The sequence below is a fragment of the Paracoccus sp. TD-10 genome, assembly GCF_048270675.1.
GTDB classification, from domain to species: domain Bacteria; phylum Pseudomonadota; class Alphaproteobacteria; order Rhodobacterales; family Rhodobacteraceae; genus Paracoccus; species Paracoccus pantotrophus.
Genome location: NZ_CP182420.1, coordinates 568,064 through 590,246 on the forward strand (window position 1 = coordinate 568,064; position 22,183 = coordinate 590,246).

The 22,183-nt window shown below is 68.7% G+C and carries 19 protein-coding genes and 1 pseudogene; 6 read left to right on the forward strand and 14 right to left on the reverse strand.

Features of this window, described 5'->3' with window-relative positions; translation table 11 throughout:
- Positions 1-23 precede the first annotated feature (23 nt).
- Together ACNKFW_RS21500 and ACNKFW_RS21505 are read right to left on the reverse strand one after the other, a co-directional pair.
- Positions 24-1,901, reverse strand: coding sequence for a TRAP transporter large permease subunit (locus ACNKFW_RS21500; RefSeq protein WP_024843430.1), 1,878 nt, complete (start codon positions 1,899-1,901; stop codon positions 24-26).
- A gap of 408 nt (positions 1,902-2,309) precedes the next feature.
- Entirely contained in the window at positions 2,310-3,950 is a 1,641-nt protein-coding gene (locus ACNKFW_RS21505) for a bifunctional 3-(3-hydroxy-phenyl)propionate/3-hydroxycinnamic acid hydroxylase (RefSeq protein WP_333484262.1), read from the reverse strand.
- A 275-nt stretch (positions 3,951-4,225) separates the two neighbouring features.
- Between ACNKFW_RS21505 and ACNKFW_RS21510 the strand changes: the two genes are divergently transcribed.
- Positions 4,226-4,864 carry a TetR/AcrR family transcriptional regulator gene (locus tag ACNKFW_RS21510; protein ID WP_114669153.1) on the forward strand — a complete coding sequence of 213 codons (639 nt, stop codon included), beginning with the start codon at positions 4,226-4,228 and terminating at the stop codon, positions 4,862-4,864.
- Here the strand turns inward: ACNKFW_RS21510 and ACNKFW_RS21515 are convergent.
- Positions 4,861-5,619 carry an IclR family transcriptional regulator domain-containing protein gene (locus tag ACNKFW_RS21515; protein ID WP_114669151.1) on the reverse strand — a complete coding sequence of 253 codons (759 nt, stop codon included), beginning with the start codon at positions 5,617-5,619 and terminating at the stop codon, positions 4,861-4,863. The genes ACNKFW_RS21510 and ACNKFW_RS21515 overlap by 4 nt on opposite strands.
- Positions 5,620-5,727: 108 nt before the next feature.
- Between ACNKFW_RS21515 and ACNKFW_RS21520 the strand changes: the two genes are divergently transcribed.
- From ACNKFW_RS21520 to pcaF, 3 genes are read left to right on the forward strand one after another with little or no spacing between them, the layout of a single operon-like run.
- Positions 5,728-6,477: a 3-oxoacid CoA-transferase subunit A gene (locus ACNKFW_RS21520; RefSeq protein ID WP_114669150.1), complete on the forward strand. Its 750-nt coding sequence runs from the start codon at positions 5,728-5,730 to the stop codon at positions 6,475-6,477.
- The gene (locus ACNKFW_RS21525; protein ID WP_333484264.1) at positions 6,474-7,145 is read left to right on the forward strand and encodes a 3-oxoacid CoA-transferase subunit B; all 672 of its coding nucleotides are present in this window, start codon (positions 6,474-6,476) and stop codon (positions 7,143-7,145) included. Before ACNKFW_RS21520 ends, ACNKFW_RS21525 begins: the two co-directional genes overlap by 4 nt.
- A 1-nt stretch (position 7,146) precedes the next feature.
- Entirely contained in the window at positions 7,147-8,346 is a 1,200-nt protein-coding gene (gene pcaF, locus ACNKFW_RS21530; RefSeq protein WP_333484265.1) for a 3-oxoadipyl-CoA thiolase, read from the forward strand.
- A 303-nt stretch (positions 8,347-8,649) separates the two neighbouring features.
- Here pcaF and ACNKFW_RS21535 read toward each other — a convergent pair whose 3' ends face one another.
- Positions 8,650-10,407, reverse strand: coding sequence for an FAD-dependent oxidoreductase (locus tag ACNKFW_RS21535; RefSeq protein ID WP_114669146.1), 1,758 nt, complete (start codon positions 10,405-10,407; stop codon positions 8,650-8,652).
- Between the two features lie 56 nt (positions 10,408-10,463).
- Complete coding sequence (locus ACNKFW_RS21540; protein ID WP_114669145.1) at positions 10,464-11,537, reverse strand: maleylacetate reductase; 1,074 nt, start codon at positions 11,535-11,537, stop codon at positions 10,464-10,466.
- A 93-nt stretch (positions 11,538-11,630) separates the two neighbouring features.
- On the opposite strand from ACNKFW_RS21540, the gene ACNKFW_RS21545 reads away from it, so the two are divergent.
- The gene (locus ACNKFW_RS21545; protein ID WP_114669144.1) at positions 11,631-12,581 is read left to right on the forward strand and encodes a LysR family transcriptional regulator; all 951 of its coding nucleotides are present in this window, start codon (positions 11,631-11,633) and stop codon (positions 12,579-12,581) included.
- Between the two features lie 5 nt (positions 12,582-12,586).
- On the opposite strand, the gene ACNKFW_RS21550 is transcribed toward ACNKFW_RS21545, so the two are convergent.
- From ACNKFW_RS21550 to ACNKFW_RS21590, 9 genes are all read right to left on the reverse strand, one after another.
- Positions 12,587-12,919, reverse strand: coding sequence for a hypothetical protein (locus tag ACNKFW_RS21550; protein WP_024843419.1), 333 nt, complete (start codon positions 12,917-12,919; stop codon positions 12,587-12,589).
- A gap of 7 nt (positions 12,920-12,926) precedes the next feature.
- Entirely contained in the window at positions 12,927-13,763 is an 837-nt protein-coding gene (locus ACNKFW_RS21555) for an intradiol ring-cleavage dioxygenase (RefSeq protein ID WP_114669142.1), read from the reverse strand.
- An 18-nt stretch (positions 13,764-13,781) separates the two neighbouring features.
- Positions 13,782-14,819, reverse strand: a complete 1,038-nt coding sequence (locus ACNKFW_RS21560) for a branched-chain amino acid ABC transporter permease (RefSeq protein ID WP_181817330.1) — start codon at positions 14,817-14,819, stop codon at positions 13,782-13,784.
- Between the two features lie 12 nt (positions 14,820-14,831).
- The gene (locus ACNKFW_RS21565) at positions 14,832-15,695 is read right to left on the reverse strand and encodes a branched-chain amino acid ABC transporter permease (protein WP_114669138.1); all 864 of its coding nucleotides are present in this window, start codon (positions 15,693-15,695) and stop codon (positions 14,832-14,834) included.
- Positions 15,695-16,408 carry an ABC transporter ATP-binding protein gene (locus ACNKFW_RS21570; RefSeq protein ID WP_114669137.1) on the reverse strand — a complete coding sequence of 238 codons (714 nt, stop codon included), beginning with the start codon at positions 16,406-16,408 and terminating at the stop codon, positions 15,695-15,697. The genes ACNKFW_RS21565 and ACNKFW_RS21570 overlap by 1 nt, the downstream gene beginning before the upstream one ends.
- A complete protein-coding gene (locus tag ACNKFW_RS21575) occupies positions 16,405-17,124 on the reverse strand; it encodes an ABC transporter ATP-binding protein (protein WP_333484270.1) in 720 nt (239 codons plus the stop codon). The genes ACNKFW_RS21570 and ACNKFW_RS21575 overlap by 4 nt, the downstream gene beginning before the upstream one ends.
- Positions 17,124-18,389 (reverse strand): ABC transporter substrate-binding protein, encoded by a 1,266-nt coding sequence (locus ACNKFW_RS21580; protein WP_333484271.1) that lies wholly within the window; start codon positions 18,387-18,389, stop codon positions 17,124-17,126. Before ACNKFW_RS21580 ends, ACNKFW_RS21575 begins: the two co-directional genes overlap by 1 nt.
- Before the next feature lie 262 nt (positions 18,390-18,651).
- On the reverse strand, positions 18,652-19,125 hold the full coding sequence (locus tag ACNKFW_RS21585; protein WP_114669132.1) for a DUF6644 family protein: 474 nt from the start codon (positions 19,123-19,125) through the stop codon (positions 18,652-18,654).
- A gap of 5 nt (positions 19,126-19,130) precedes the next feature.
- On the reverse strand, positions 19,131-19,517 hold the full coding sequence (locus ACNKFW_RS21590; RefSeq protein ID WP_024843411.1) for a DUF6152 family protein: 387 nt from the start codon (positions 19,515-19,517) through the stop codon (positions 19,131-19,133).
- 222 nt (positions 19,518-19,739) lie between these two features.
- Between ACNKFW_RS21590 and ACNKFW_RS21595 the strand changes: the two are divergent.
- A pseudogene (locus ACNKFW_RS21595) lies at positions 19,740-22,112 on the forward strand (penicillin G acylase).
- The last annotated feature ends 71 nt before the right edge of the window (positions 22,113-22,183 follow it).

The following is a 22,183-nucleotide window of genomic DNA, read 5'->3' on the forward strand; positions in this document are numbered from 1 at the left end:
CTCCTCCCCGAGGGTTGTTGACGTCAAAGCAAGGCGGTCGAGAACCAGGGCACGGCGGCGATGGCCAGCAGGCCGACCAGCAGCGCCGCCAGATAGGGCCAGATCCGGCGCATGACCTGGTCGGCGGGCACGTTGGCGATCTTGCAGGCGATGTAGAAGCCGATGCCGATGGGCGGGGCCATCAGGCCGATGTTCATCGCCGTGACGATGACCATGGCGTAATGGATGTCGTGGATGCCCAGGCCGCGGGCGATGGGGAACATGATCGGCGCCAGAAGCACGATGGCCGGCAGCCCCTCCAATACGCAGCCCAGGATCAGGAAGATCAGGATCGAGGCCAGCATGAACACCACCCAGCCGCCCGGCAGGCCGGTGACGACGGCCATCAGGTCGCGGGCGAAGCCCGATTGCGTCAGCGCCCAGGCCATTGCGGATGCCGCGCCCAGGATCAGCAGGATCGCGCCCGACATGGCCGCGGTCTCGACCAGCATGGTGCCCAGCTTGCGCAGCGGGATGCCGCCATAGAGCACGACGCCGATGACGAAGGCATAGACCACGGCGATGGTCGAAACCTCGGTCGCCGTGGCGACGCCGCCGCCGACCAGGCTGCGGATCATGAAGGGCAGGACCAGCGCCGGCGCCGCGATCAGCGCGGTCCGGCCGATCAGCGGCAGGGTGGCGGCGCGTACGCCCGACATGTCCTCGGCCCGCGCCTTCCAGCGTGCCAGCACCGCCAGCACGACCAGCAGCACCATGGCGATGACGAAGCCCGAGGTGAACAGCCCGGCGATGGACACGCCCGCGACCGAGCCCAGCACGATCAGCACGATCGAGGGCGGCACCGTATCGGCCATGGCCGCGCCGGTCGCGAGCAGCGCCGTCATCTCGGGCGCGGAATGGCCGCGACGGCGCATTTCCGGGAAAAGCGCAGGCGCCACCGTCGCCATGTCCGACACCTTCGAGCCGGAAATCCCCGAGACCAGGAACATCGAGCCCAGCAGCACATAGCTCATCCCCGCCTTGACGTGGCCCAGAAGCGAGGCGAGGAAATTGACGATGGCCTTGCCCATGCCGGTGGCGTCGAGGATGCAGCCCAGCAGCACGAAGACCGGCACCGACAGCAGGATCAGCGAGGACATGCCCTCGTCGATGCGGCCCATCATCACGAAGATCGGCGCGTGGCTGGCGAAGGTCAGATAGGCCAGCGTCCCCAGCGCGAAGCAGAAGGCGATGGGCACGCCGATGCACAGCAGCACCGCGACCAGCAGGCCCAGCCAGATCGGCAGGTTCCAGTTGCCGATGGACAGAAGCGCCGGCCGCGCGAACCACATCAGCGCCACTGCCAGTGCCGTAATGGCCAGGGTCGCGGCGATGATGCGCCATTCGCGCGAGCGCAGGACCGAAAGCACCGCCAGCACCGCCATCAGCCCGATCCCGGCCGGCAGGGCCGAGGCGCGCCAGGACATCGGCAGTCCCAGCGCCGGCGACCTGACAAAGCTTTCCTCATAGGCATATTCCACCGCGACCGGCAAAAGCCGCAGCAGCAGGACGCAGACCAGCACCTGACCCGCCACCTCGGCCACCCGCGCCAGCCGCTCGGGCAGCAGCGGCAAAAACACGGTCAGGCGCATATGCTCGTGCCGGTCCACCGCCAGCGCCGCGCCCAGCATCGCCATCCAGATGAAGCTGATGGACGCGACCTCGTCGCCCCAGATCAAGGGCTTGGTCAGCACATAGCGGAAGAACACGTTGGCCAGCACGGTGACGATCATCACCACCAGAAGGCCGGCGGCGGCGATCTCGACCGGGCGCATCCAGAACTCGGCGCGCTTGGGCTCGGCCAGTGCCTCGATGCCGCCCAGGGCCAGCTCGCCCTCGGGCGGGGTGTCGGTCAGTTGCATCGCATCCCTCCCATGGCGGCGGGCCTCCCCTCCCTGCTGATGATCCATGATATGGACATTACAGCTGCCGGTTTTTGGGAATTTCTGGGCGATTCTTGACAAAGTGCAAGTGAAAATTGCCAGTTGCCGCGATTTTGGCGGTATTTGGCGATCCTTTGCAAATATGCCATTCTACATCATGGAACAAATCTCCGCTCGGGCAGCGAAAATGACAAGGGCCGCGCCGGCTTGGCGCGGCCGTTTCTGTCAGGGCTTGCGCCTCGGCTCGAATCCGCCTTGCGCGGCGCGTCATCGGATGATGGGCTGGCCGTCGATGCGCAGGAAGGCAGCGAACAGGCCCCGCCTGCCCGGCCCGCCCCGGACAGGATCCGGGCGGGGCGGACGGCACCGGGACCAGAGGGCGGTCCCTTACTCCGCCGCCAGCGCCGGGCTGTCGGCCAGGTCCAGCGTGCGCATCACCGCATCGACGCGCCGCTGGAAGACCTCGGGGCTGTTTGCTGTGGCCGCGACATAGAAATCCGGCCGGATCAGCACAAATTTCGCGTCGATCTCGTCGAACCAGCGCCTGTAGGTGCCCTCGGTGTCGATCACGGCGCAGCCGCCGCCGGGGGCGCAGAGCTGCACGCCGAACCCCTCGAGCAGGTCAAGCTGCGCCCGCTGCCTCGGCGTCAGCGCCGCCAGCGGATCGGCCTCGTGGCCGATCACCACCCAGCCCCGGCCCACGGCCTGGTCGAAGCGGTCGCGCCGGCCCTTGTGCTCGACCACGCCCTGCACCGACAGTTCGCCGGCATGGGCGCTGGCCGGGCACCAGGCGCCGGGGCCGAGATGGCAGATGTCGGTCGGCACCGGCCGTTGGCCGCGGGCCTGAAGCTCGGCGATCATGCGGGTGTCGCGCACCGCGGCCTCGGCCGCGTCGGCGATGCAGATGATGCGGCCCAGCTCCCGGCTGAAGTCGATGTAGTGGCAGGCATGATCCTTGCGCTCGCTGGTATAGCTGTCGAGCAGGCCGAGCCCTGCCTTGCCCTCGAGGATCAGGTCCAGCCGCCAGGCCATCGCCACCGCGTCGCGGATGCCGGCGCACATGCCCTCGCCGGCAAAGGGCGGCATCAGATGCGCGGCGTCGCCGCCGATCAGGCAGCGGCCCTTGTGCCATTGCTTCGCCCAGCGGGCCTGGAAGCGATAGACGGCGGCGCGCTCCAGCGCGGCATTCTCGGGGGTCAGGCCCCAGGGCTGCAGCAATTCCCACGCCTTTTCCGGGGTCTGCATCTCGGCCGCCGATTCGCCGGGCAGGACCATGAACTCCCAGCGGCGGCGGTCGGGCTGGCCGGGCAGCGGTGCCGGCCCGCCGGGGACGATGGTGGTCGGGCGGCTGGGGTCGCAAAGCTGCCATTGCGCCGGCTCATCCGGGTGCGCGGCGCAATAGTCGAATTTCGGCAGCATGTCGAGGATCAGCCAGTCGAAGAAATAGCCCTTGTCCTCGTTCTCGATGCCAAGCGCATGGCGCACGAAGCTGTTGGCGCCGTCGGTGCCGACGACGAATTTCGCCCGGATCGTCCGGCGCTCGCCATCCGGGCCGACCTCCTCGGGGTTCCGTTGCAGCGCCAGGGTGACGCCCTCGGCATCCTGGTCCAGCGCGACGGCGTTCCAGCCGCGCAGCATGGTGATTTCCGGCATGCCGCCCGCCAGCTTCAGCAGGCGCTTTTCCAGCAGCGGCTGGTTGAACCAGTAGCGCACCCGCCAGCCGCTGGCCGACCGGCTCTGCCAATCCACGATCTGCAGGTTCTCGCCCCTGGCGTTGCGCCAGTAGTAAAGCTCGTCGTGATGGTTGATCGACGGGTCGGATTCGGCGTCGATGCCCAGCGTGGCCAGGATGCGCGCGATCTCGTGGTCGAAGGTCACGGCGCGCGGCAGGTCGTAATGCGTGCTCCAACGCTCGATCAGCGTGACGCGCTTGCCGCGCTGGCCCAGCAGGATCGCCAGCAGCGTCCCGACCGGACCGGCGCCGACGATGGCGACATCGGTGTCGATGGCTTGGGTTGATGGGGTCATGCTTGCTCCTCCCTGAAACGATTGCCGGGGGTTCCGGCCCGATCGCCCGCGCTCCCATGCGGGTGGATCGGTCGGCGGTGAATTTGTTCTAAAAATGAATTATCATCAACTTTGATTATAATTCATATTGACCGGAAGCTTGCAACGCATTGACTGGACGCTAAAAACTCTCCCACCGCCTGCATTTTCTTGTCGCGCCGGCGGGGCGAGCCGCCCCTCGGCTTGAGATCCGATTCGTTTCCGAATATGGTTCGGGTTCGAATACGGAGCAGGGCATGGCCGAGGCAGGGATCCAGGGCGAGGGCCGCGTGGCGCGGCGCCAGCGGCGCAACCGGGCGGCGCTGATCAAGGCGGCGCGCGAGATCATGACCGAGAAGGGCGCCGAGGCCGCCACCATGCTGGAGATCGCCGAACGCGCTGATGTCGGGGCGGGGACGATCTACAATTACTTCAGATCCAAGGACGAACTGGCCATCGCCGTACTCGAGGGGTTGATGCATGACCTGGGGGTCAGCATCCAGGCCGTCACCGACCGGTTCGAGGATCCGGCGCAGGTCTATGCCTTCGGCATCCGCACCGTGCTGGACGCTGCGACCGGCGATCCGCGCTGGCGGCAGATGCTGCACCGTTCCGAGGTGATCGCAGATGCGCTGTTCCGCATGATGGGCCCCTTTGCGATCCGCGACCTGCGCCAGGCCTCGGCGGCCGGCCGCTTTCGGGCCGAGGACGCCGAATTGACCTGGCGGCTGACCTGCCACGCGCTGATCGGCGCCAGCCTGGCGATCACCCAAGGCCAGCTTTCCCCCGCGGAAAGCGAGCGGATCGTGGCCCGTCTGCTCTGCATGGCCGGTCTGGACCTGGCCAGCGCCACCGAACTGGCAGGCCGGCCGCGCCCGCCGCTGCCCGGCCGCTAGCGCAGCACCCGGCGCAGCCCCTCCTGCACCCGGAGCAGCGCCGGCAGGTAGAGTGCGACCAGTTCCTCGGCCGAGGATTGCACCGCCGCCACCCCGGTATTCAGCGCCGCCACCACCCGGCCATGCGCGTTCAACAGCGGCACGGCAAGCGAGCGCAGGCCCAGCTCGACCTCCTGGTCGATCACCGCATGGCCGTCGTCGCGGGCTCGGGCGATGCGCGCCATGATCTCGTCCGGCGCGGTCAGGCTGTGGCGGGTGCGCGGCGTCAGGTCCGAGCGCTCGACGATGGCGCGCGCCTCGGGCTCGGGCAGGGCGGCCAGCAGCACCCGGCCCATCGAGGTGCAATGCGCCGGCAGCCGCGAGCCCGGCATCAGCCCGATGGACATCACCCGCCTTTGCGCCGCCCGCGCCAGATAGACGATCTCGGTATCATCGAGGATCGAGACCGAGGTGGATTGCCCGATCTGCTCGGACAGCTGGTCCAGCCAGGGCTGCACCAGCTGCGCCAGCGGCATCGCCGCCAGGGCCCCCATGCCCAGCCGCAGGATGCGCGGCGTCAGGGTAAAGAACTTGCCGTCGTAATCGGCATAGCCCAGCTCGTGCAGGGTCAGCAGGCAGCGCCTAGCCGTCGCCCGGTCCAGCCCCGTCGCCTCGGCCACCTCGGCGATGGAAAGCCGCGGCCGTTCCGCCCGGAACGCCTCGATCACGCCCAGACCCTTGGCCAGCGAGGCGATGAAATCGGTCTTGTTCACCATGCGCACAGGTTTTTACGCAGTTTGAACAAATGTCAACATCCGCACGAAATCTCTGGCCTCGCGGCGGCCATGCGCGCATGACATCCCCGGAACCCGCAGGAGGGGGTCATGGACAAACGCATCCCCAACCTGGCCGAGGCCGTCGCCGGCATCCCGGACGGCGCCACGGTGATGATCGGCGGCTTCGGCGGCTCGGGCGCGCCGATCGAGCTGATCCACGCGCTGATCGACCGCTACCTGGCCACCGGCAGCCCCAAGGATTTGACCGTCATCAACAACAATGCCGGAAACGGCCATGTCGGCATCGCCGCGCTGATCGAGCAGGGCATGGTCCGCAAGATGGTCTGTTCCTTCCCGCGCTCGGCCGATCCGCGGGTCTTTACCGAGAAATACCTGGCCGGAGAGATCGAGCTGGAGCTGGTGCCGCAGGGCACGCTGGCCGAACGCATCCGTGCCGGCGGGGCCGGCATCCCGGCCTTCTACACGCCGACCAGCTATGGCACCGACCTGGCCCGCGGCAAGCCGGTCGCCGAATTCGACGGTCGGCCCTATGTGCAGGAACGCTGGCTCAAGGCCGATTTCGCGCTGATCAAGGCCGAGCTGGGCGACCACTACGGCAACCTGACCTATCGCATGGCGGCGCGGAATTTTTCGCCCCTGATGGCGATGGCGGCGGCGCGCACCGTCGCGCAGGTGACGCGGGCGGTCGCGCCGGGCGGCATCGACCCCGAGCATGTGGTGACGCCGGGCATCTTCGTCTCCGGCATCGTCGAGGTCGCCAACCCGGCGCAGGAAGAGGCGCTGAACCGCGCCGAGGCGGCCCATCCCCCCGCCCGTCCCCAGGAGGTGCAGGTATGACCACGAAGCTTTCCAACGCCCAGATCGCCTGGCGCGCGGCACAGGACATCGCCGACGGCGCCTATGTGAACCTCGGCATCGGCTTTCCCGAGATGGTGGCCAAGTTCCAGCCCCCCGGCCGCCAGGCGGTGTTCCATACCGAGAACGGCGTGCTGGGCTTTGGCGAGGCCCCGCCGGCGGGCGAGGAAGACTGGGATCTGATCAATGCCGGCAAGAAGGCGATCACGCTGAAGCCCGGCGCGGCCTTCTTCCACCATGCCGACAGCTTTGCCATGGTGCGCGGCGGGCATCTGGACGTGGCGATCCTGGGCGCCTATCAGGTGGCGCAGAACGGCGACCTGGCGAACTGGTCCACCGGGCCGAAAGGCGTGCCGGCGGTGGGCGGCGCCATGGATCTGGTGCATGGCGCCAAGCGCGTCGCGGTCATCACCGACCATGTCACCAAGGACGGCAAGCCGAAGCTGCTGGAGGCCTGCACCCTGCCGCTGACCGGGGTTGGCTGCGTGACGCGGGTCTATACCTCGCTCGCCGTGGTGGACATCGAGGACGGCCGCTTCGTGCTGCGCGAGAAGCTGGCCACGATTTCCCTTGACGACCTGCAAGCCGTGACCGGCGCGCGGCTGCATCTGGACGGTGCGGTCGGCGACCTGGTCGTGCCGGAGCTGTGACATGACCGACGTCTTCATCTGCGACTATATCCGCACGCCCATCGGCCGCTTCGGCGGCGCGCTCTCCCCGGTGCGGGCCGACGACCTGGGCGCCATCCCCTTGCGCGCGCTGATGGCCCGCCATGCCGGGCTCGACTGGCAGGCGGTCGACGATGTGATCTATGGCTGCGCCAACCAGGCCGGCGAGGACAACCGCAACGTCGCCCGCATGTCCGTGCTGCTGGCCGGCCTGCCGCTCGAGGTGCCGGGCACCACGATCAACCGGCTCTGCGGCTCGGGCATGGATGCGGTGCTGGTCGCCGCGCGCCAGATCGCGGCGGGCGAGGCCGGGCTGATGATCGCCGGCGGCGTCGAGTCGATGTCGCGCGCGCCCTTCGTGCTGCCCAAGGCCGAGACCGCCTTTAGCCGCCATGCCGAGATCCACGACACCACCATCGGCTGGCGCTTCGTGAACCCGGCGATGCAGGCGGCCTATGGCACCGACTCGATGCCGCAGACCGGCCAGAACGTCGCCGACGATTACGGCATCTCGCGCGAGGCGCAGGACGCCATGGCGCTGGCCTCGCAGCAGAAGGCTGCGGCGGCGATCGCCAGCGGCCGGCTGGCGCAGGAAATCACTCCGGTGACGATCCCGCAACGCAAGGGCGATCCGGTGGTGGTCGATACCGACGAGCATCCCCGCGCCACCACGGCCGAGGCGCTGGCCAAGCTCAGGCCGCTGTTCCCGGACGGCTCGGTGACGGCGGGCAATGCCTCGGGGGTGAACGACGGGGCGGCGGCGCTGATCCTGGCCTCGGAGGCGGCGGCGCGGGCGCACGGCCTGACCCCTATCGCCCGCGTGCTGGGCGGGGCGACGGCGGGGGTGCCGCCGCGCATCATGGGCATCGGCCCGGCGCCGGCGTCGCAGAAGCTGATGGCGCGGCTGGGGCTCACGCCGGCCGATTTCGACGTGATCGAGCTGAACGAGGCCTTCGCGGCCCAGGGCCTGGCGACGCTGCGCCAGCTGGGTATTGCCGATGACGACCCGCGGGTGAACCCGAACGGCGGGGCTATCGCGCTGGGGCATCCGCTGGGCATGTCGGGCGCCCGCATCACCGGCACGGCGGCGCTGGAACTGGCGCGGACCGGCGGGCGGCGCTCGCTTTCGACCATGTGCATCGGCGTAGGCCAGGGCATCGCCATCGCGCTGGAACGGGTCTAGGCGGCTTCCGCCGCGCGGCAGCAGACGCCGGAGACAGCGAAAGCCCGGATCCGGGCCGTCATGGCCGCCTGCCACGGATGGCGGGCGGCAGCAATCCGCTGCGCAGCGACAGCTTGCCCCGTAGCCGCAAGGGTCGCGGTGCCCAACAGCCGCCTGAAGCGTATGGGTGCGCCGATCTGCGCGCCATGGCAATGGGTCAGCCCCATGCCTTGCCTGGCCTGCCTAGCCAGACGCGGCATCGGGATTTCGAAGGCGCCTTTTCCGCCGGGCGCGTTGCGCAAGCATGCGCCCGGTGGCCGGGGCTCAGCGCGCCAGCACCTGGCGCAGCACGCGGGCCAGTTCCGCCTCGGGCCGGGGAACAAGGCCGGTCGCGCGCCAGCAGACATGGTGGTCGGGGCGCACCAGCAGGCAGCCGTTATCCCTGATTTCCGAGGCGCGGGCCCAGTCGCCGCTGTGGTCGACATGGGCCCGGCGCGGGCCGATGACATGGGCGACCAGGTCGATGCCCAGGTCGCGCGCCACCCTGCCGGCCGCCTCGGCCCAGGCTTCGCCGCCAAGGCCGGTCAGCAGGGTGAAGCGGCCATGGCCGCACAGGTCCAGGGTCGAGACCTCGGCCCCGTCGTCGTGGCGATAAAGCCAGGCATGCGGCAGGCGGGCGCCCGGCCAGGTGGTCGGCTGGTAATGCAGCTCGGGGTCGAGCTGGAAGTCCGGCTCCAGCTGGTCGTCGGTCACGATGGCATCCGAGCGGTAGCGCTGGTTCATCTCGACGCCATGCGCGTCGAATTCGTATTTCTTGAAGGCGATGGCCTTGCGGATCGCCTCGCGCTGCAACTCGGCTTCGGGGGTGCCGTCGGTGCGGGCCTGCAGGTTCTTCTGCATCTGCACCGGGTCCACCCCCTCGGCCATGCCGAGCGCGGCAAAGATCGGGCCGGTCTCGGTGATCGACTGGTTGGCGCGGGTGACGATCTGCCTGGCCACCGGCGCGCGCTCGGCGTCATAGCTGTCCAGCAGCCGCTCGCCGGCCTGGCCCTTCAGCACCAGGGCCAGCTTCCAGGCCAGGTTGAACGCATCCTGGATCGAGGTGTTCGAGCCCAGCCCGTTCGACGGCGGATGCCGGTGGATCGCATCGCCCATGCAGAACACCCGCCCGTTCGAGGTCCGGGTGGCGTAGAAGTTGTTCACCGTCCAGGTGTTGGCGGACAAAAGCTCGATCTTCAGCTCGGGATCGCCGACCAGCTGGCGGGCGACGCCGGTGGCGAATGCCTCGGTCACTTCCGGTTCGGGGCCGTTGATGTCATAGCCCCAGACGATCAGCCATTCGTTCCAGGGCCGCACCATGCGCACCAGCCCCATGCCGATGCCGCCGACATCGGCGCCGGGCTGCATCACCCAGTAAAGCACCGAGGGCCGGTGCGCGACGTATTTCGACAGGTCGGCCCGGAACAGGATGTTCATGCTGCCGCCCACGCCCATCCTGCCCTCGAAGGGCAGGCCGGCATGTTCGGCCACCAGCGACTTGCCGCCATCGGCGCCGACCAGGTATTTCGAGCGGATGGTGATCTCCTGTCCGGTCAGCCGGTCGCGGCAGGTGGTGGTGACGCCGGTCTCGTCCTGCTCATGGCGCAGGTATTCGGTGGACAGCCGCCCCTGCGTGCCGCGCGAACAGGCGGTCTTGAACAGCAGCGGCTCCATATAGGTCTGCGGCAGGTCGTTCATCCGGGTGGGCGAGGACATCAGGTGTTCGGCCTTGGACAGCGGATGGTTGCCCCAGGCCTTCAGCCGGCCGATTTCCTCGCCTGCCAGGCTTTCGCAGAAGATATTCTCGCCCATCAGCTCCTGATGGGTGGCGAACATATAGGCCTCGTCCTCGACCTCGCGGCCCAGGTCGCGCAGCACCTCCATGGTGCGCTGGTTGGTGATATGGGCGCGGGGCGTGTTGGCCAGCCAGCGATAGCGGTTCACCGCCATGTTGGCGATGCCGTAGGTCGACAGCAGCGCGGCGGTGGCCGAGCCGGCCGGGCCGGTGCCGATGATCAGCACATCGGTGGTGATATCAGTCATTCGAGGTCTCTCCTCCCAGAGGTTTCGTCGAAATGCGTGGCTGCGGGGCGGGCGGCTCAGCGGTCCGGCGCCTCGCCCGCCCAGGCGGCGGCCAGCAGCCGGCGCAGGGCGTCGCGCTCGACCGGGCGCGGGTTCCAATAGGGGTTGCGGGTGGCGATCTCGGCGGCGCGGTCCAGATCCGTTTCCTTCAGGCCCAGGTCGCGCAGCGCCAGCGGCGCCCCGCTTTCGCGGGCGAAGCGGTGCAGCGCCCGGCCGGGATCGGCATCGCCGAAGATCTCGGCCACCGGTGCCAGCAGCTCGGGCACCGCCTGCGCGTTAAAGGCGATGGCATGCGGCAGGATCACGGCATGGGTCTCGGCATGGGGCAGGTCGAAGCTGCCGCCCAGCGTGTGGCAAAGCTTGTGGTGCAGCGCCATGCCGACCTGGCCCAGCACCGAGCCGCAAAGCCAGGCGCCATAAAGCGTCTCGCCCCGCGCCGCCAGGTCGCCGGGCGCGGCGATGACGCGGGGCAGGGCGTCGCGAAAGGCGCGCAGCCCCTCGACCGCCATCAGCGAGGTCAGGGGCGAGCGGTCGCGGGCGTAAAGCCCCTCGGCGGCATGGGCCATGGCATTGATCGCGCTGGTCACGGTCATCGCCACCGGCAGGGTGGCGACCAGTTCGGCATCGTAGAGGATGATCTCGGGCTGCACGCGGCGGTCGGTGATCGTGGTCTTCAGCCCGTTTTCGGTCTGGCCCAGGATCGGCGTCGCCTCGCTGCCGGCATAGGTGGTGGGCACGACGATCTGCGGCAGGCCGGTGCGCAGCGCGATGGCCTTGCCGAGGCCGGTGGTCGAGCCGCCGCCCACCGCGACCAGCACGTCGGCGCCGATGCTGCGGGCCTGTTCGGTCGCCTGTTCCGAGACCTCGACCGGGGTGTGCATGACCGCGCCGGTGAAGCGGCCCGCCGCGCGGTCGCCGCAAAGCGCGGCGAATTCCTCGGCCATATCGGCCTGCTGCGGCGTGGTCAGGATCAGCGCGCGGCGGGCGCCGAGCGCGTCGATCTCGTCGGCGATGCTGTTGCGCACATTGCGGCCGAACCGCACCCGGACGGCCGGGCTTTGCGCGGTGAATTCCTCGCGGAAAAAGGACACGGCTATTCCTCCCTCGATCCTCATCGGGGGCAAGCTACACCGGGCAAAGACAAATATTGATCGGATGAATGGAGTATAATATAGCGATAAGTTATGAAAATAGGCAGCGAACATCTGGAAATCCTGGCGGTGATCGTCGAAAAGGGCGGGCTGACCGAGGGGGCCGAGGCGCTTGGCAAGTCGCAGCCCTCGGTCTCGCGCAGCATGGCGCTGCTGGAAAAGCGCATCGGCATGCCGCTGTTCCAGCCCGGCCGCCGGCCGCTGCGCCCGACCGAACTGGGGCTGAGCCTGGCGCGCTTCGGTGCCCGCATCCGCGCCGCCAACCAGGAGGCGAGCCTGCTGGTCCAGCGTTTCCGCAAGGGCCATGCCGGGCGGCTGCGGGTCGGCGGCTCGCCGATCTTCATGGACGGCGTGGTCTCGACCATGATCGCGGATTTCCAGATGCGCCACCCCGAGGTGCAGATCGACCAGTCCTATGGCTATGTCGATACGCTGGAGGCGTCCTTGCGCAACGGCACGCTGGACATGGCGATCCTGCCCCTGCATCCCAGCCAGGTGCCGCCGGGGCTGGGCTTCATCCCGGTCCTCGCCGGCCGCAACGTGGTGGCGGCCCGCGCCGGCCATCCGCTGACCCGGCGCAAGGCCATCGCCCAGGCCGACCTGGCGCCCTATCCCTGGATCGCGCCGCCGGCGAACAGCCCGCTTTACCGTGACCTGGAGCGGGCGCTGAAATCCATCGGGCAGGAGGATTTCAACGTCAGCTTCTCGGGCGGCACGCTGGCCTCGATCCAGTCGGTGATGGCGGGATCGGATGCGCTGACCGTGCTGCCCTATTCGGTGGTGTTCCTGTCGCGCCGCAGCGTGCCGCTGGAGGCGCTGCCGCTGCGCATCGACCACCCCGAGCGGCAATTGGGCCTGCTGATGCCCGAGAACCGCCCCGGCCCCCCGGCCATGCGCCAGCTCATCGCCTTCCTGACCGAGGAATTCGCCCGGCTGACCGCGCGGATGGAACACGACCAGCAGGTGACGCGCCGGCGCGGCTGAGGGGGCTATTTCAGCGCCAGATAGGTCTCGGGGTCCAGCATGCCCACCCGCACCGCGACATCGAGGCCGCTGGCCTGCTCCAGCACCTGCCGCATGGTCCCGGCGACGGCGCGGATGCGCTCCGGCGTGCGCCCGCTGCGCGGCAGGATCAGCAGCTCGGCATTCACCTGCGGCTGGTCTGGCAGGCCCAGCACCGGCAGCGCGGCGATCTGGCAGGCGCTGGCCTCGACCGCCAGCCGCTCGCAGAGCAGGTCACGCAGCCGGGGCAGCGCGTCCTCGATGGCGGCGCGGCAGGCGGCGAGGCGGGTTTCGTCGATATAGATCTTGACGTTGGGCATGATCGGCTCAGGCGGGAACGAGGACGAAGTCGAAGGGCGAGCGCCAGAGGGTGTCGCCATCGACGCGCTGGAAGGGGGCGATCAGCGTCTCCTTGACGCCGAACACGGTATCGTCGGCGATATAGTCGTCCTCGGCGACGAAGGTATGGGTGACGACGCGCTGATGGCCCGGTGCCGTCACCATGTAATGCATATGCGCCGGCCGATAGGGATGGCGGCCCAGCTTGCCCAGCATCTGCCCGACCGGCCCGTCATCGGGGATCGGATAGCTGACCGGCTTGATGCCGACAAAGCTGTAGCGCCCGTCCGGTCCGGTGACGAAACGGCCGCGATTGTTCCATTTCGGCTGGATGCCCGGCTGCTGCACGTCGTAATAGCCGTCGGCATTGTCGGCCCAGACATCGACGGTCGCGCCCTCGACCGGATTGCCGTCGAGATCCAGCACCCGGCCCTCGAACAGGCAGCTTTCACCCTTGCCGTCCAGGCTGATGCATGCGCCCATCTCGCGGATCGGCGCGCCCTCGACATGGAAGGGGCCGAAGACGGTGTTCTCGGTCGCGCCCTCGGGGCGGCGGTTGTTGATCGCATCGACCAGCATGGAAAAGCCCAGCACGTCCGAAAGCAGGATGAACTCCTGCCGCTCGGCCGAGCAGATCCGGCCGGTGCGGGTCAGGAAGTCGATGCCGATCTCCCATTCCTCCTGGGTCAGGGCGATTTCCTTGGCAAAGGCGTGCAGGTGCTTGACCAGGCAGGCCATTACCTCGGCCAGCCGGGCGTCGGTCGTCTCGCCCATGCGGGCGTTCACCGCCTCGACCGAGCCTGCTTCGGTGAAATAGGACATGATGCTTTCCTTTCGTGAATCTCAGGGCCGGACGGCCGGTGCAGGGTCGGGGGCGCGGTGGCCCAGCGGCAGCAGCTCCAGCCCGGTGCGTCCGGACAGGCTGCCCCAGAGGCCGCGCCGGGCGAACAGCATGACCGCGATGCCGAACAGGCCCAGCACGATCAGATAGGCGCTGCCGTAATCCGACAGCAGCCGCTCCAGCGCATAGAACAGCACCACGCCGACGATGGGGCCGGGCAGGGTGCCGATGCCGCCGATCACCACCACGAACAGCACGAAGGCGGTCCAGTCCAGCAGCGAGAAAGCCGCGTCCGGGGTGATGCGGGTGATCTGGATGAACAGCAGCCCGCCGCAAAGGCCGGTGCCGAAGGCGGTCAGCAGAAAGACCAGCGCCTTGAGCCGCACCGGATCGACGCCCACCGCGCGCGCGGCCGTGGCATTGTCGCGGATCGCCTGCAATCCCAGCCCCAGGCGCGAGCGCAGGAAAGCCCAGGACACGCCCAGCGTCACCAGCACCAGCCCCAGCGCCAGCCAGTAAAGCAGGATGTCGCTGGCCGCGGCGCTGGACACGCCCAGCCATTCCTTGACCGGCCCGACGCCCAGCATGTCGCGGGTGGTGCCCTTGGGCAGCGAGGTGCCGGTGCCGCCGCCAAGCGCCTTCCACTGGCCCAGGCCCAGCCGGGCGATCTCGGCCGCGACCCAGGTGCCGATGGCGAAATAGGCGCCGTTCAGGCGAAAGACGAAACAGGCCACCGGCACGGCCAGCGCCATGGCGACCAGCCCGCCCAAGAGCACGCCGGCCAGCGGGTCCAGCCCGAACAGGATGACCGCGGCGAACATGGTATAGGCGCCGATGCCGACGAAGGCCTGCTGCCCGACCGAGACCAGCCCGGCAAAGCCCGCCAGCATGTTCCAGTTCAGCGCCAGCACCAGCAGGCAGAGGATGCCGAACAGATCCTGCACCATGGCGCGCGGGCCGATCAGCGGCACCATGGCCAGGACGGCTGCGGCAAGGACGGCGAGCGCCAGGGGGCGATATGCGGGAAAAGCGTTCTTCATCACGGCGCCCTTTCAGTCGATGGCTCGGGGGAACAGCCCGCGCGGGCGGACCATCAGGATCAGCACGAAGGCGACATGCCCGGCCAGGATCTGCCACTCCGGGTTGATCGCCGCGCCCATGGTCTGGGCCAGGCCGATCACCACGCCCCCGGCCAGCGTGCCCCAGAGACTGCCCAGCCCGCCGATGATCACCGCCTCGAAGGCATAGAGCAACCGCGCCGGCCCGATGGACGGGTCGAAATTCGCCCGCGTGCCCAGGTAGAGCGCGGCGATGGCGGCGACGACCAGGGCGATGCCGGTGGCCATGGCGAAGATGCGCTGCGGCCGGATGCCCATCAGCTGCGCCGTCACCGCATCGTCCGAGGTGGCGCGGAAGGCGCGTCCCAGCGCCGTGCGGTAGAACAGCAGGTTCAGCCCCAGGATGACCGCGACCGCCGTGGCCAGGGTCATCACCGGCATGACGCCCATCTGCACCGACCCGACCGCGACCGAGGCGGACTCGACCGGCCCCGCCGCCAGCTTGCGGCTGTCGGCGGTGAAGGCGGCAAGCAGCCCGTTCTGGATCACCACCGACAGCCCGAAAGTGACCAGCAGCGGCGGCAGGATGTCCTCGCCCAGCACGCGGTTCAGCAGGTGCGTCTGCAAGAGCCATCCCAGCGCGAACATCAGCGGCATGGCGATCAGCGCCGCGGCAAAGGGGCTCATGCCCGTCGCCGTGCCGAGGCCGAGGATCAGATAGGCGCCCAGCACGATCAGGTCGCCATGCGCCAGGTTCACCAGCCGCATGATGCCGAAGACCAGGCTGAGCCCGGCGGCGAAAAGCGCATAGAGCCCGCCCAGCAGCAGGCCCTGCACGATCGTATCCAGCGAGAACATCAATGGGTCGCTCCGAAATAGGCATCGTGGATGGCGTCGCGCGACAGCTCGCCCGGCCGGCCGGACAGGGTGATGCTGCCCTCCATCATGCAATGCACGTGATCGGCCACTTTCAGCGCCTGGCCCACGTCCTGCTCGATCACCACGATCGAGGCGCCGCCGGCGCGGATCTCGGGGAAGGCGGCATAGATCTCGCGGATCACCACCGGGGCGAGGCCGAGGCTGAGCTCGTCGCAGAGCAGCACGCGCGGATTGGACATCAGCGCCCGGCCGATGGCGACCATCTGCTGCTGGCCGCCCGACAGCGCCGTGCCGGGATGGTCGCGCCGCTCGCGCAGGGCGGGGAACAGGCGATAGACGCTTTCCAGGTTCCAATGCCCGGCGGTGCGGCGCGCATGGGCGCCGATCAGCAGGTTCTCCTCGACGCTGAGCGAGGGGAACAGCCGCCGCCCTTCCGGCACCATGGCGATACCGGCCATCACGATGTCGGGCGCCGCAGAGCCGGTGATGTCGCGCCCGTCCAGCCGGACGCGGCCGGCGCTGATGCGGGCGATGCCGGTGATCGCCCGCATCAGGGTGGTCTTGCCGGCGCCGTTGGCGCCGATGATGGCGACGACCTCGCCCGGTTCCAGCGCCAGGTCGACGCCGAACAGCGCCTGAAAATCGCCGTAATGCGCGGTCAGGCCGGACACCGACAGGATGGGTTCGCTCATGCCTCGGCCCCCAGGTAGATCTCGCGCACCTCGGGTGCGTTCATCACCGTGCGGACATCGCCCATCATCAGCAGCCGGCCGAAATTCAGTACGATCAGCCGGTTCACGACGCTGTTGAGCGCGTGCAGCACATGCTCGATCCAGACGATGGCGGTGCCCTCGGCGTGGATGGCGCGGATGGTGGCGACCAGTTCGACGCATTCGGCATCGGTCAGCCCGCCGGCGATCTCGTCCAGCAGCAGCACCCGCGGCCGCGTCGCCATGGCGCGCGCCAGTTCCAGCCTCTTGCGGCTGAGCAGCGGCAGCCCGCCGGCGGTACTGTCGGCCACGCCGGCCAGCCCGGTGCGGCGCAGGATGTCCATGCAGAATTCCGGCGCCTCGGCCGCCGCGAGCCCGCCGCCGAACCGCGCCGCGACCAGCAGGTTTTCATAGACCGACAGGTGGCCGAAGGGCTGCGGGATCTGGAACGAGCGGCCGATGCCCGCCGTGCAGCGCGCCATGACCGAATCGGCGCTGACATCGCGCCCGTCCAGCAGGATCTGCCCGGCATCGGGCCGCAGGTTGCCGGTGATCAGGTTGAACAGCGTCGATTTCCCGGCGCCGTTCGGGCCGATGATGCCAAGCGCCTCGTCCGGTTGCAGATCGAAGCTGACATCGTCGGTGACCTTCAGCGCGCCGAAGCTTTTCGACACGGATCGCAACGAAAGCAGGGCCATCACGCCAAGGTCCGGAGGCTGTCGCCCAGCGGGATCTGGGGTGCGAGAGCGTTCTCGACGATCACCAGGTCGAAGCTGCCGTCCTGCATGCGGCGCCATTGCCCGCCGACCAGCGGCGTCTTGGCGACGTTCCTGCGGGCGAATTCGGGCACGTTCTCCTGTCCCCAGGCGACGCGGCCGACCACGGTTTGCAGATCGGTGGCGGCGATGGCCTCGGCCAGCGCATCGCCGTCGGTCGGGTTGTCCGTGCGGCGGATGGCGTCGGCGGCGACCTCGAACAGCGCATGGACGAAGCCGGCGGGCTGGGTCCATTGCCGCTTCGCCGCCGCCTCGAAATCGCCGGCCAGTTCGCCCGCGCTCTGCCCGGTCAGCGACGAGCGGAACGGGTGCTGCGGCGACCACCAGACCTCGGCGGTCAGGTTGTCGCCCAGCTCGCCAAGCGCGGCGACGCTTTCGGGGAACAGCAACGCCTTGGCGACCGAAACCAGCTTGGGCCGGTAGCCCTGCTGCCGGGCCTGGGTCCAGAAGGTGGTGAAATCCGGCGGGATCGGGATGCCGACCAGGATCTCGGCCTGCGCCTGCTTGAAGGCGCTGATCTGGGCGCTGAAATCGTCGGTCAGGTTCTGGTAGCGGCCGGGATCGGTCAGCCTGTAGCCGGCCGCGGCCAGCGCCGGCGGCATGCCCACCGCCGAGGACCAGGCATTGCCGTCGCTGTCGTTGGGCCACAGCGCGCCGACGGACTTGTTGGTCTGAACGGCGTCCCACATGTTCATGAAGACCCGGACATTGTCCTCGAGCCCCCAAAAGAAGTGATAGACATAGTCGAATTCCTGCCAGCTGCCCGGATCGGCGGGGTTGCCCTGCTGGCCGATGAACCAGGGCTGCCAGGGCGCCACGGTCGAGATCACCGGGATCTCCTCGGATTCCGCCACGCTGCAGACCGGGTTGGTCGTCTCGGGGGTCGATGCCACCAGGATCAGGTTCACCTCGTCGCGGCTGATCAACTCGCGCGCCACCTCGGCGGCGCGGTTGGGATTGGACTGGCTGTCCTTGACGATGACCTCGGCATCGAGGCCAAGCCCCGGCGCCGCGGCCAGGAACTGCCGGACCATGAAATCGTCCGCGGCGGAAAAGGCCGAAAGCGGCCCGGTCTGCGGGCTGACATAGCCGATCCTGATCGCCTTGCGCTGCGCCAGTGCCGGGCGCGCCAGCCCCAGCCCGGCCAGGGCCGAGCCCGAGGCGATGAATGTCCGTCTGTTGAGCATTGCCAAACCTCCCATGATCCGCCGCATGCCGTTGCGGGTCCGGCCCTCCTCCGACCGGCGCCTGCGGCAAGCGTCCTGAAGCGGCACTCTATCTCGGGTAAGGTTGCCATATTATCGCATGGTCGCGCAGAAATATGCCCTTGGGTTATATCTCTGCGGATCGCATCCAGGGGGCCGGCCCGTATGGACGGCAGGTCCGGCGAGGACGCGTCGGCCCGTCCAATACCGGCGTTTCAGGGATTCCCGATCCAGCCGCGCGCCGTCACAGAAAGCCGATCCAGCGCCCCGCCAGCAGCACGGACAGCCAGATCGCCAGCGAAAGCGCCGCCAGGATACGGGCATCCGGGCCGGGCGTCCCGGTCTCGACGGCCTGTCGCCAACCCTTGCCGGCATGTTGCAGGGCGACGACCAGAAGGCCAAGCGCGATCAGCGCGATTTTCCAGCGAAAGGCGGCATTGGCCAGGTAGTCGCGGGCCGCGACCGACCACAGGACCGGCCCGGTCGCAAGGGTGATGGCCAGCCCCATCCCCGCCGCGCGGGACAGAAAGGGCGCCAGAACGCGCAGCGCGCCGCCGCGGACGATCCCGACAAGGCGCAGGTCCAGCGGAACGATCGCGCCCAAGAGCAGCGCGATGCCCAGGATATGCGTGGCGTTCACCACCATATAGAGATGGCCCGACCGGCGCAGCGCCGCCGCCAGCGCGGTGCCCTCGGCCCAGGCCGCGAGTTCCTGCACGGGCCTTAGTCCGCCTGGATACGCTCGGGATACATGTCGTAATTCTGCCCGTCGATCACGATGCGGACGGCCTTCATATGCGCGCTTTGATCCTGGTTGCGATTGCCGATCACCGTGATCGCATCGCCGGGCCCTGCCGTGTCGGCGGTAAAGCCCGAACGGGCGGTCTGGTTGGGATTGCCCAGGTCGACCTGCCAGACGGTGCCCTGGGCATCGCGGACCTGGATCGTAGGATGGGGCGGGTTCATCGAGACGCTTTCGACGGTTCCTTCCAGCGTCGTCTGTTCCCCCTCGGCCCATGACCAGCCGTGATGCGCCAGCAGGGGTGCGGCGCCCAGCGTCAGCGCAGCGGCGAGCATGATCGAGGGAAGGATGCGGGCGTGATTCTGCATGTCGGACCTCTTTGGGAAATGTTGGTCGGGACTGCCGCGGGCCGTGGCGGCCGCCCCACCATGATCGGCCAGCCTGCGGCGGCCGGCGCTGACAATCGCGTGAACGGCCCGATCCCCTGCCGGCCGGCTGAGCGGGCATCCCTAATTAATTGACCGACCGAACGGTTAACGATAAGCCTTGCCACGCGCCGGAGGAGGCGCTTGCACCCGGAGGAGAATACCATGTTCAGGTCTTCGTTTGGCCGCCTGCTGCTGTCGGCCGGCCTTTCTGCCCTTCTGGCCTGTCCGGCCCTGGCCGACACCCAGGTCGAGATCATCCGCGACGACTGGGGCGTGCCGCATGTCTATGCCGACGACGTGCATGGGCTTTACGCGGGCTTCGGCTACAGCGTGGCGCAGGACCGGCTGTTCCAGATGGAGATGGCGCGGCGCTCGGTCCTGGGCGAGGTGGCCGAGGTGCTGGGCATCGAGCGGCTGCCCTTCGACATCCAGACCCGGGCCATGTTCGACCATGCCGAGATCCGCCGCCAGATCGAGGCGCTGGCGCCGGAGGAGCGCGACATCCTGCGCGGCTACGCGGCGGGCTTCAACCTGTGGGTGGACCGGGTTCTGGCCGAACCGGCCGAGCTGATGCCCAGGCAGTTCAACGATTTCGGCTTCAAGCCCCGCCGCTGGACCGAGTTCGACGTGGCGATGATCTATGTCGGGACCATGGCCGGCCGCTTTTCGGGCTACAGTTCCGAATTGGCCAATGCCAGGACGCTGGCCGAGCTGGAGGCGCAATTCGGCGCCGAACAGGCGCGCGCAGTTTTCGACCAGATGTTCTGGGACGAAGATCCGCTGGCCCCGACCACCGTGCCCGAGGGCGAGCAATACCAGCGCAAGGCCGGGCTGACCCCGCCTTCCGCCAGCCGCTTTGCCGAATTGCTGCACGCCGGCGCGCTGCCCGGCGATGATGAGCGCCCGCGTGCCAGCAACCTGTGGATCGCCGGGCCGCAAAAGACCACCGACGGCAGCACCATCCTGATCAACGGCCCGCAATTCGGCAATTTCAACCCGTCCTATGTCTTCAGCATCGGGCTGCACGGCGCGGGGTTCGACCTGACCGGCAACACGCCCTTTGCCGTGCCCAACGTCCTGTTCGGCACCAACGGCACCATCGCCTGGGGCGCCACCGCCGGGCCGCGCGACGTGAACGACTATTACCGGCTGGAGCTGAACCCCGAGAATCCGCGGCAATACCGCGCCCACGACAGCTGGAAGGAGATGACGGCCCGCCGCGAGACCTTCCGCGTCAAGGGCCAGCCCGAGGTCGAGACCACGGTCTGGGAAAGCGATTACGGCGTGGTCGGCCAGATCGATCCCGAAACGGCGACCGCCTATGCCTTCAACCGCGCCTGGAAGGGGCACGAGATCTCGACCCTCATGGCCTGGGTGAACTCGACCAAGGCGCAGAATTACTAGGAATGGCTGGACCAGGCGGAAAAGGTCGCGACCACGATCAACTGGTATTACGCCGACCGGGACGGCAATATCGGCTATGTCTCGCCCGGCCATGTCCCCGTCCGCGCCGAAGGCCATGACCAGCGGCTTCCGGCCCGGCCGGGCAAGGACGACTGGCAGGGCGTGCGGCCCTTTGCCGATGCGCCCAAGGCCTATAACCCCGGCCAGGGCTGGATCGCGAACTGGAACAACCGCTCGGCCAAGGGGGACGCCGCGAATTTCGAGGCCACGCCCTGGGGCAGCGCCGACCGTGTGGTCGAGATCACCGCGCGGCTCGACGCCAAGGACAAGCTGACCCCCGAAGAGATCTGGGACATCAACCGCGAGATCAGCTTTCTCGACATCAACGCGCGCTATTTCCTGCCCTTCATCCTCGATGCGGCCGAGGGCATCGACCCGCAAAGCCAGCGCGCCGAACTGGTCGAGATCCTGCGCAACTGGGACGGGCAGCAGATCCGGGCCGAGGACGGCCGCGCCACCAGCCCGGCGGTGGGGCTGTTCCAGGCCTGGCTGGACGTGATGGTCGAGGACGTGCTGCGCGACGACAGCCCGGCGATCCCGCCGGCGATCCTTTACAACCGCATCTCGCGCGCCGCGCAGATGCTGCACAACGCGCTGCTGGGCGAGCGGGCCGGGGTGCCGCAGACCCATGATTTCTTCAACGGCGCCGACGCGGCCGGCCGCAACGAGATCATCCTGGCCTCGCTCGACAAGGCGGCCGCGCGGCTGGCCGACAGGTTCGGCAGCCAGGAGCCGGCCAACTGGCGCATCGAGATCAAGCAGCACGTGTTCGAGACCAGCAACTACCTGGGCATCCCGCAGGCCGGCGAGGACGAGGTCCGCGCCATCGGCACCGCGATGAACCGCGGCACCGAGAACAACCGGATCACCTTCCGCGACGGCAAGGCCGAGTTCTGCGCCGTGACCCCGCCGGGCCAGAGCGGCTTCATCGGCCCCTCGGGCGAGGCTTCCCCGCATTACGAGGACCAGTTGGCGCTTTACGAGGGCTTCGACTGCCGCCCGCAGGCGCTGACCCGCGATGAGGTCGAAGCGGCCGCCGTGTCGCGCGAGACCATCGCCGTCCCGCGGTAAGGCCCGGCCGGCCATCGCGACGGGTGGCCGGCCTCCGCGCCCGATGCTGGGGCAAGCCGCATTGCGCATGA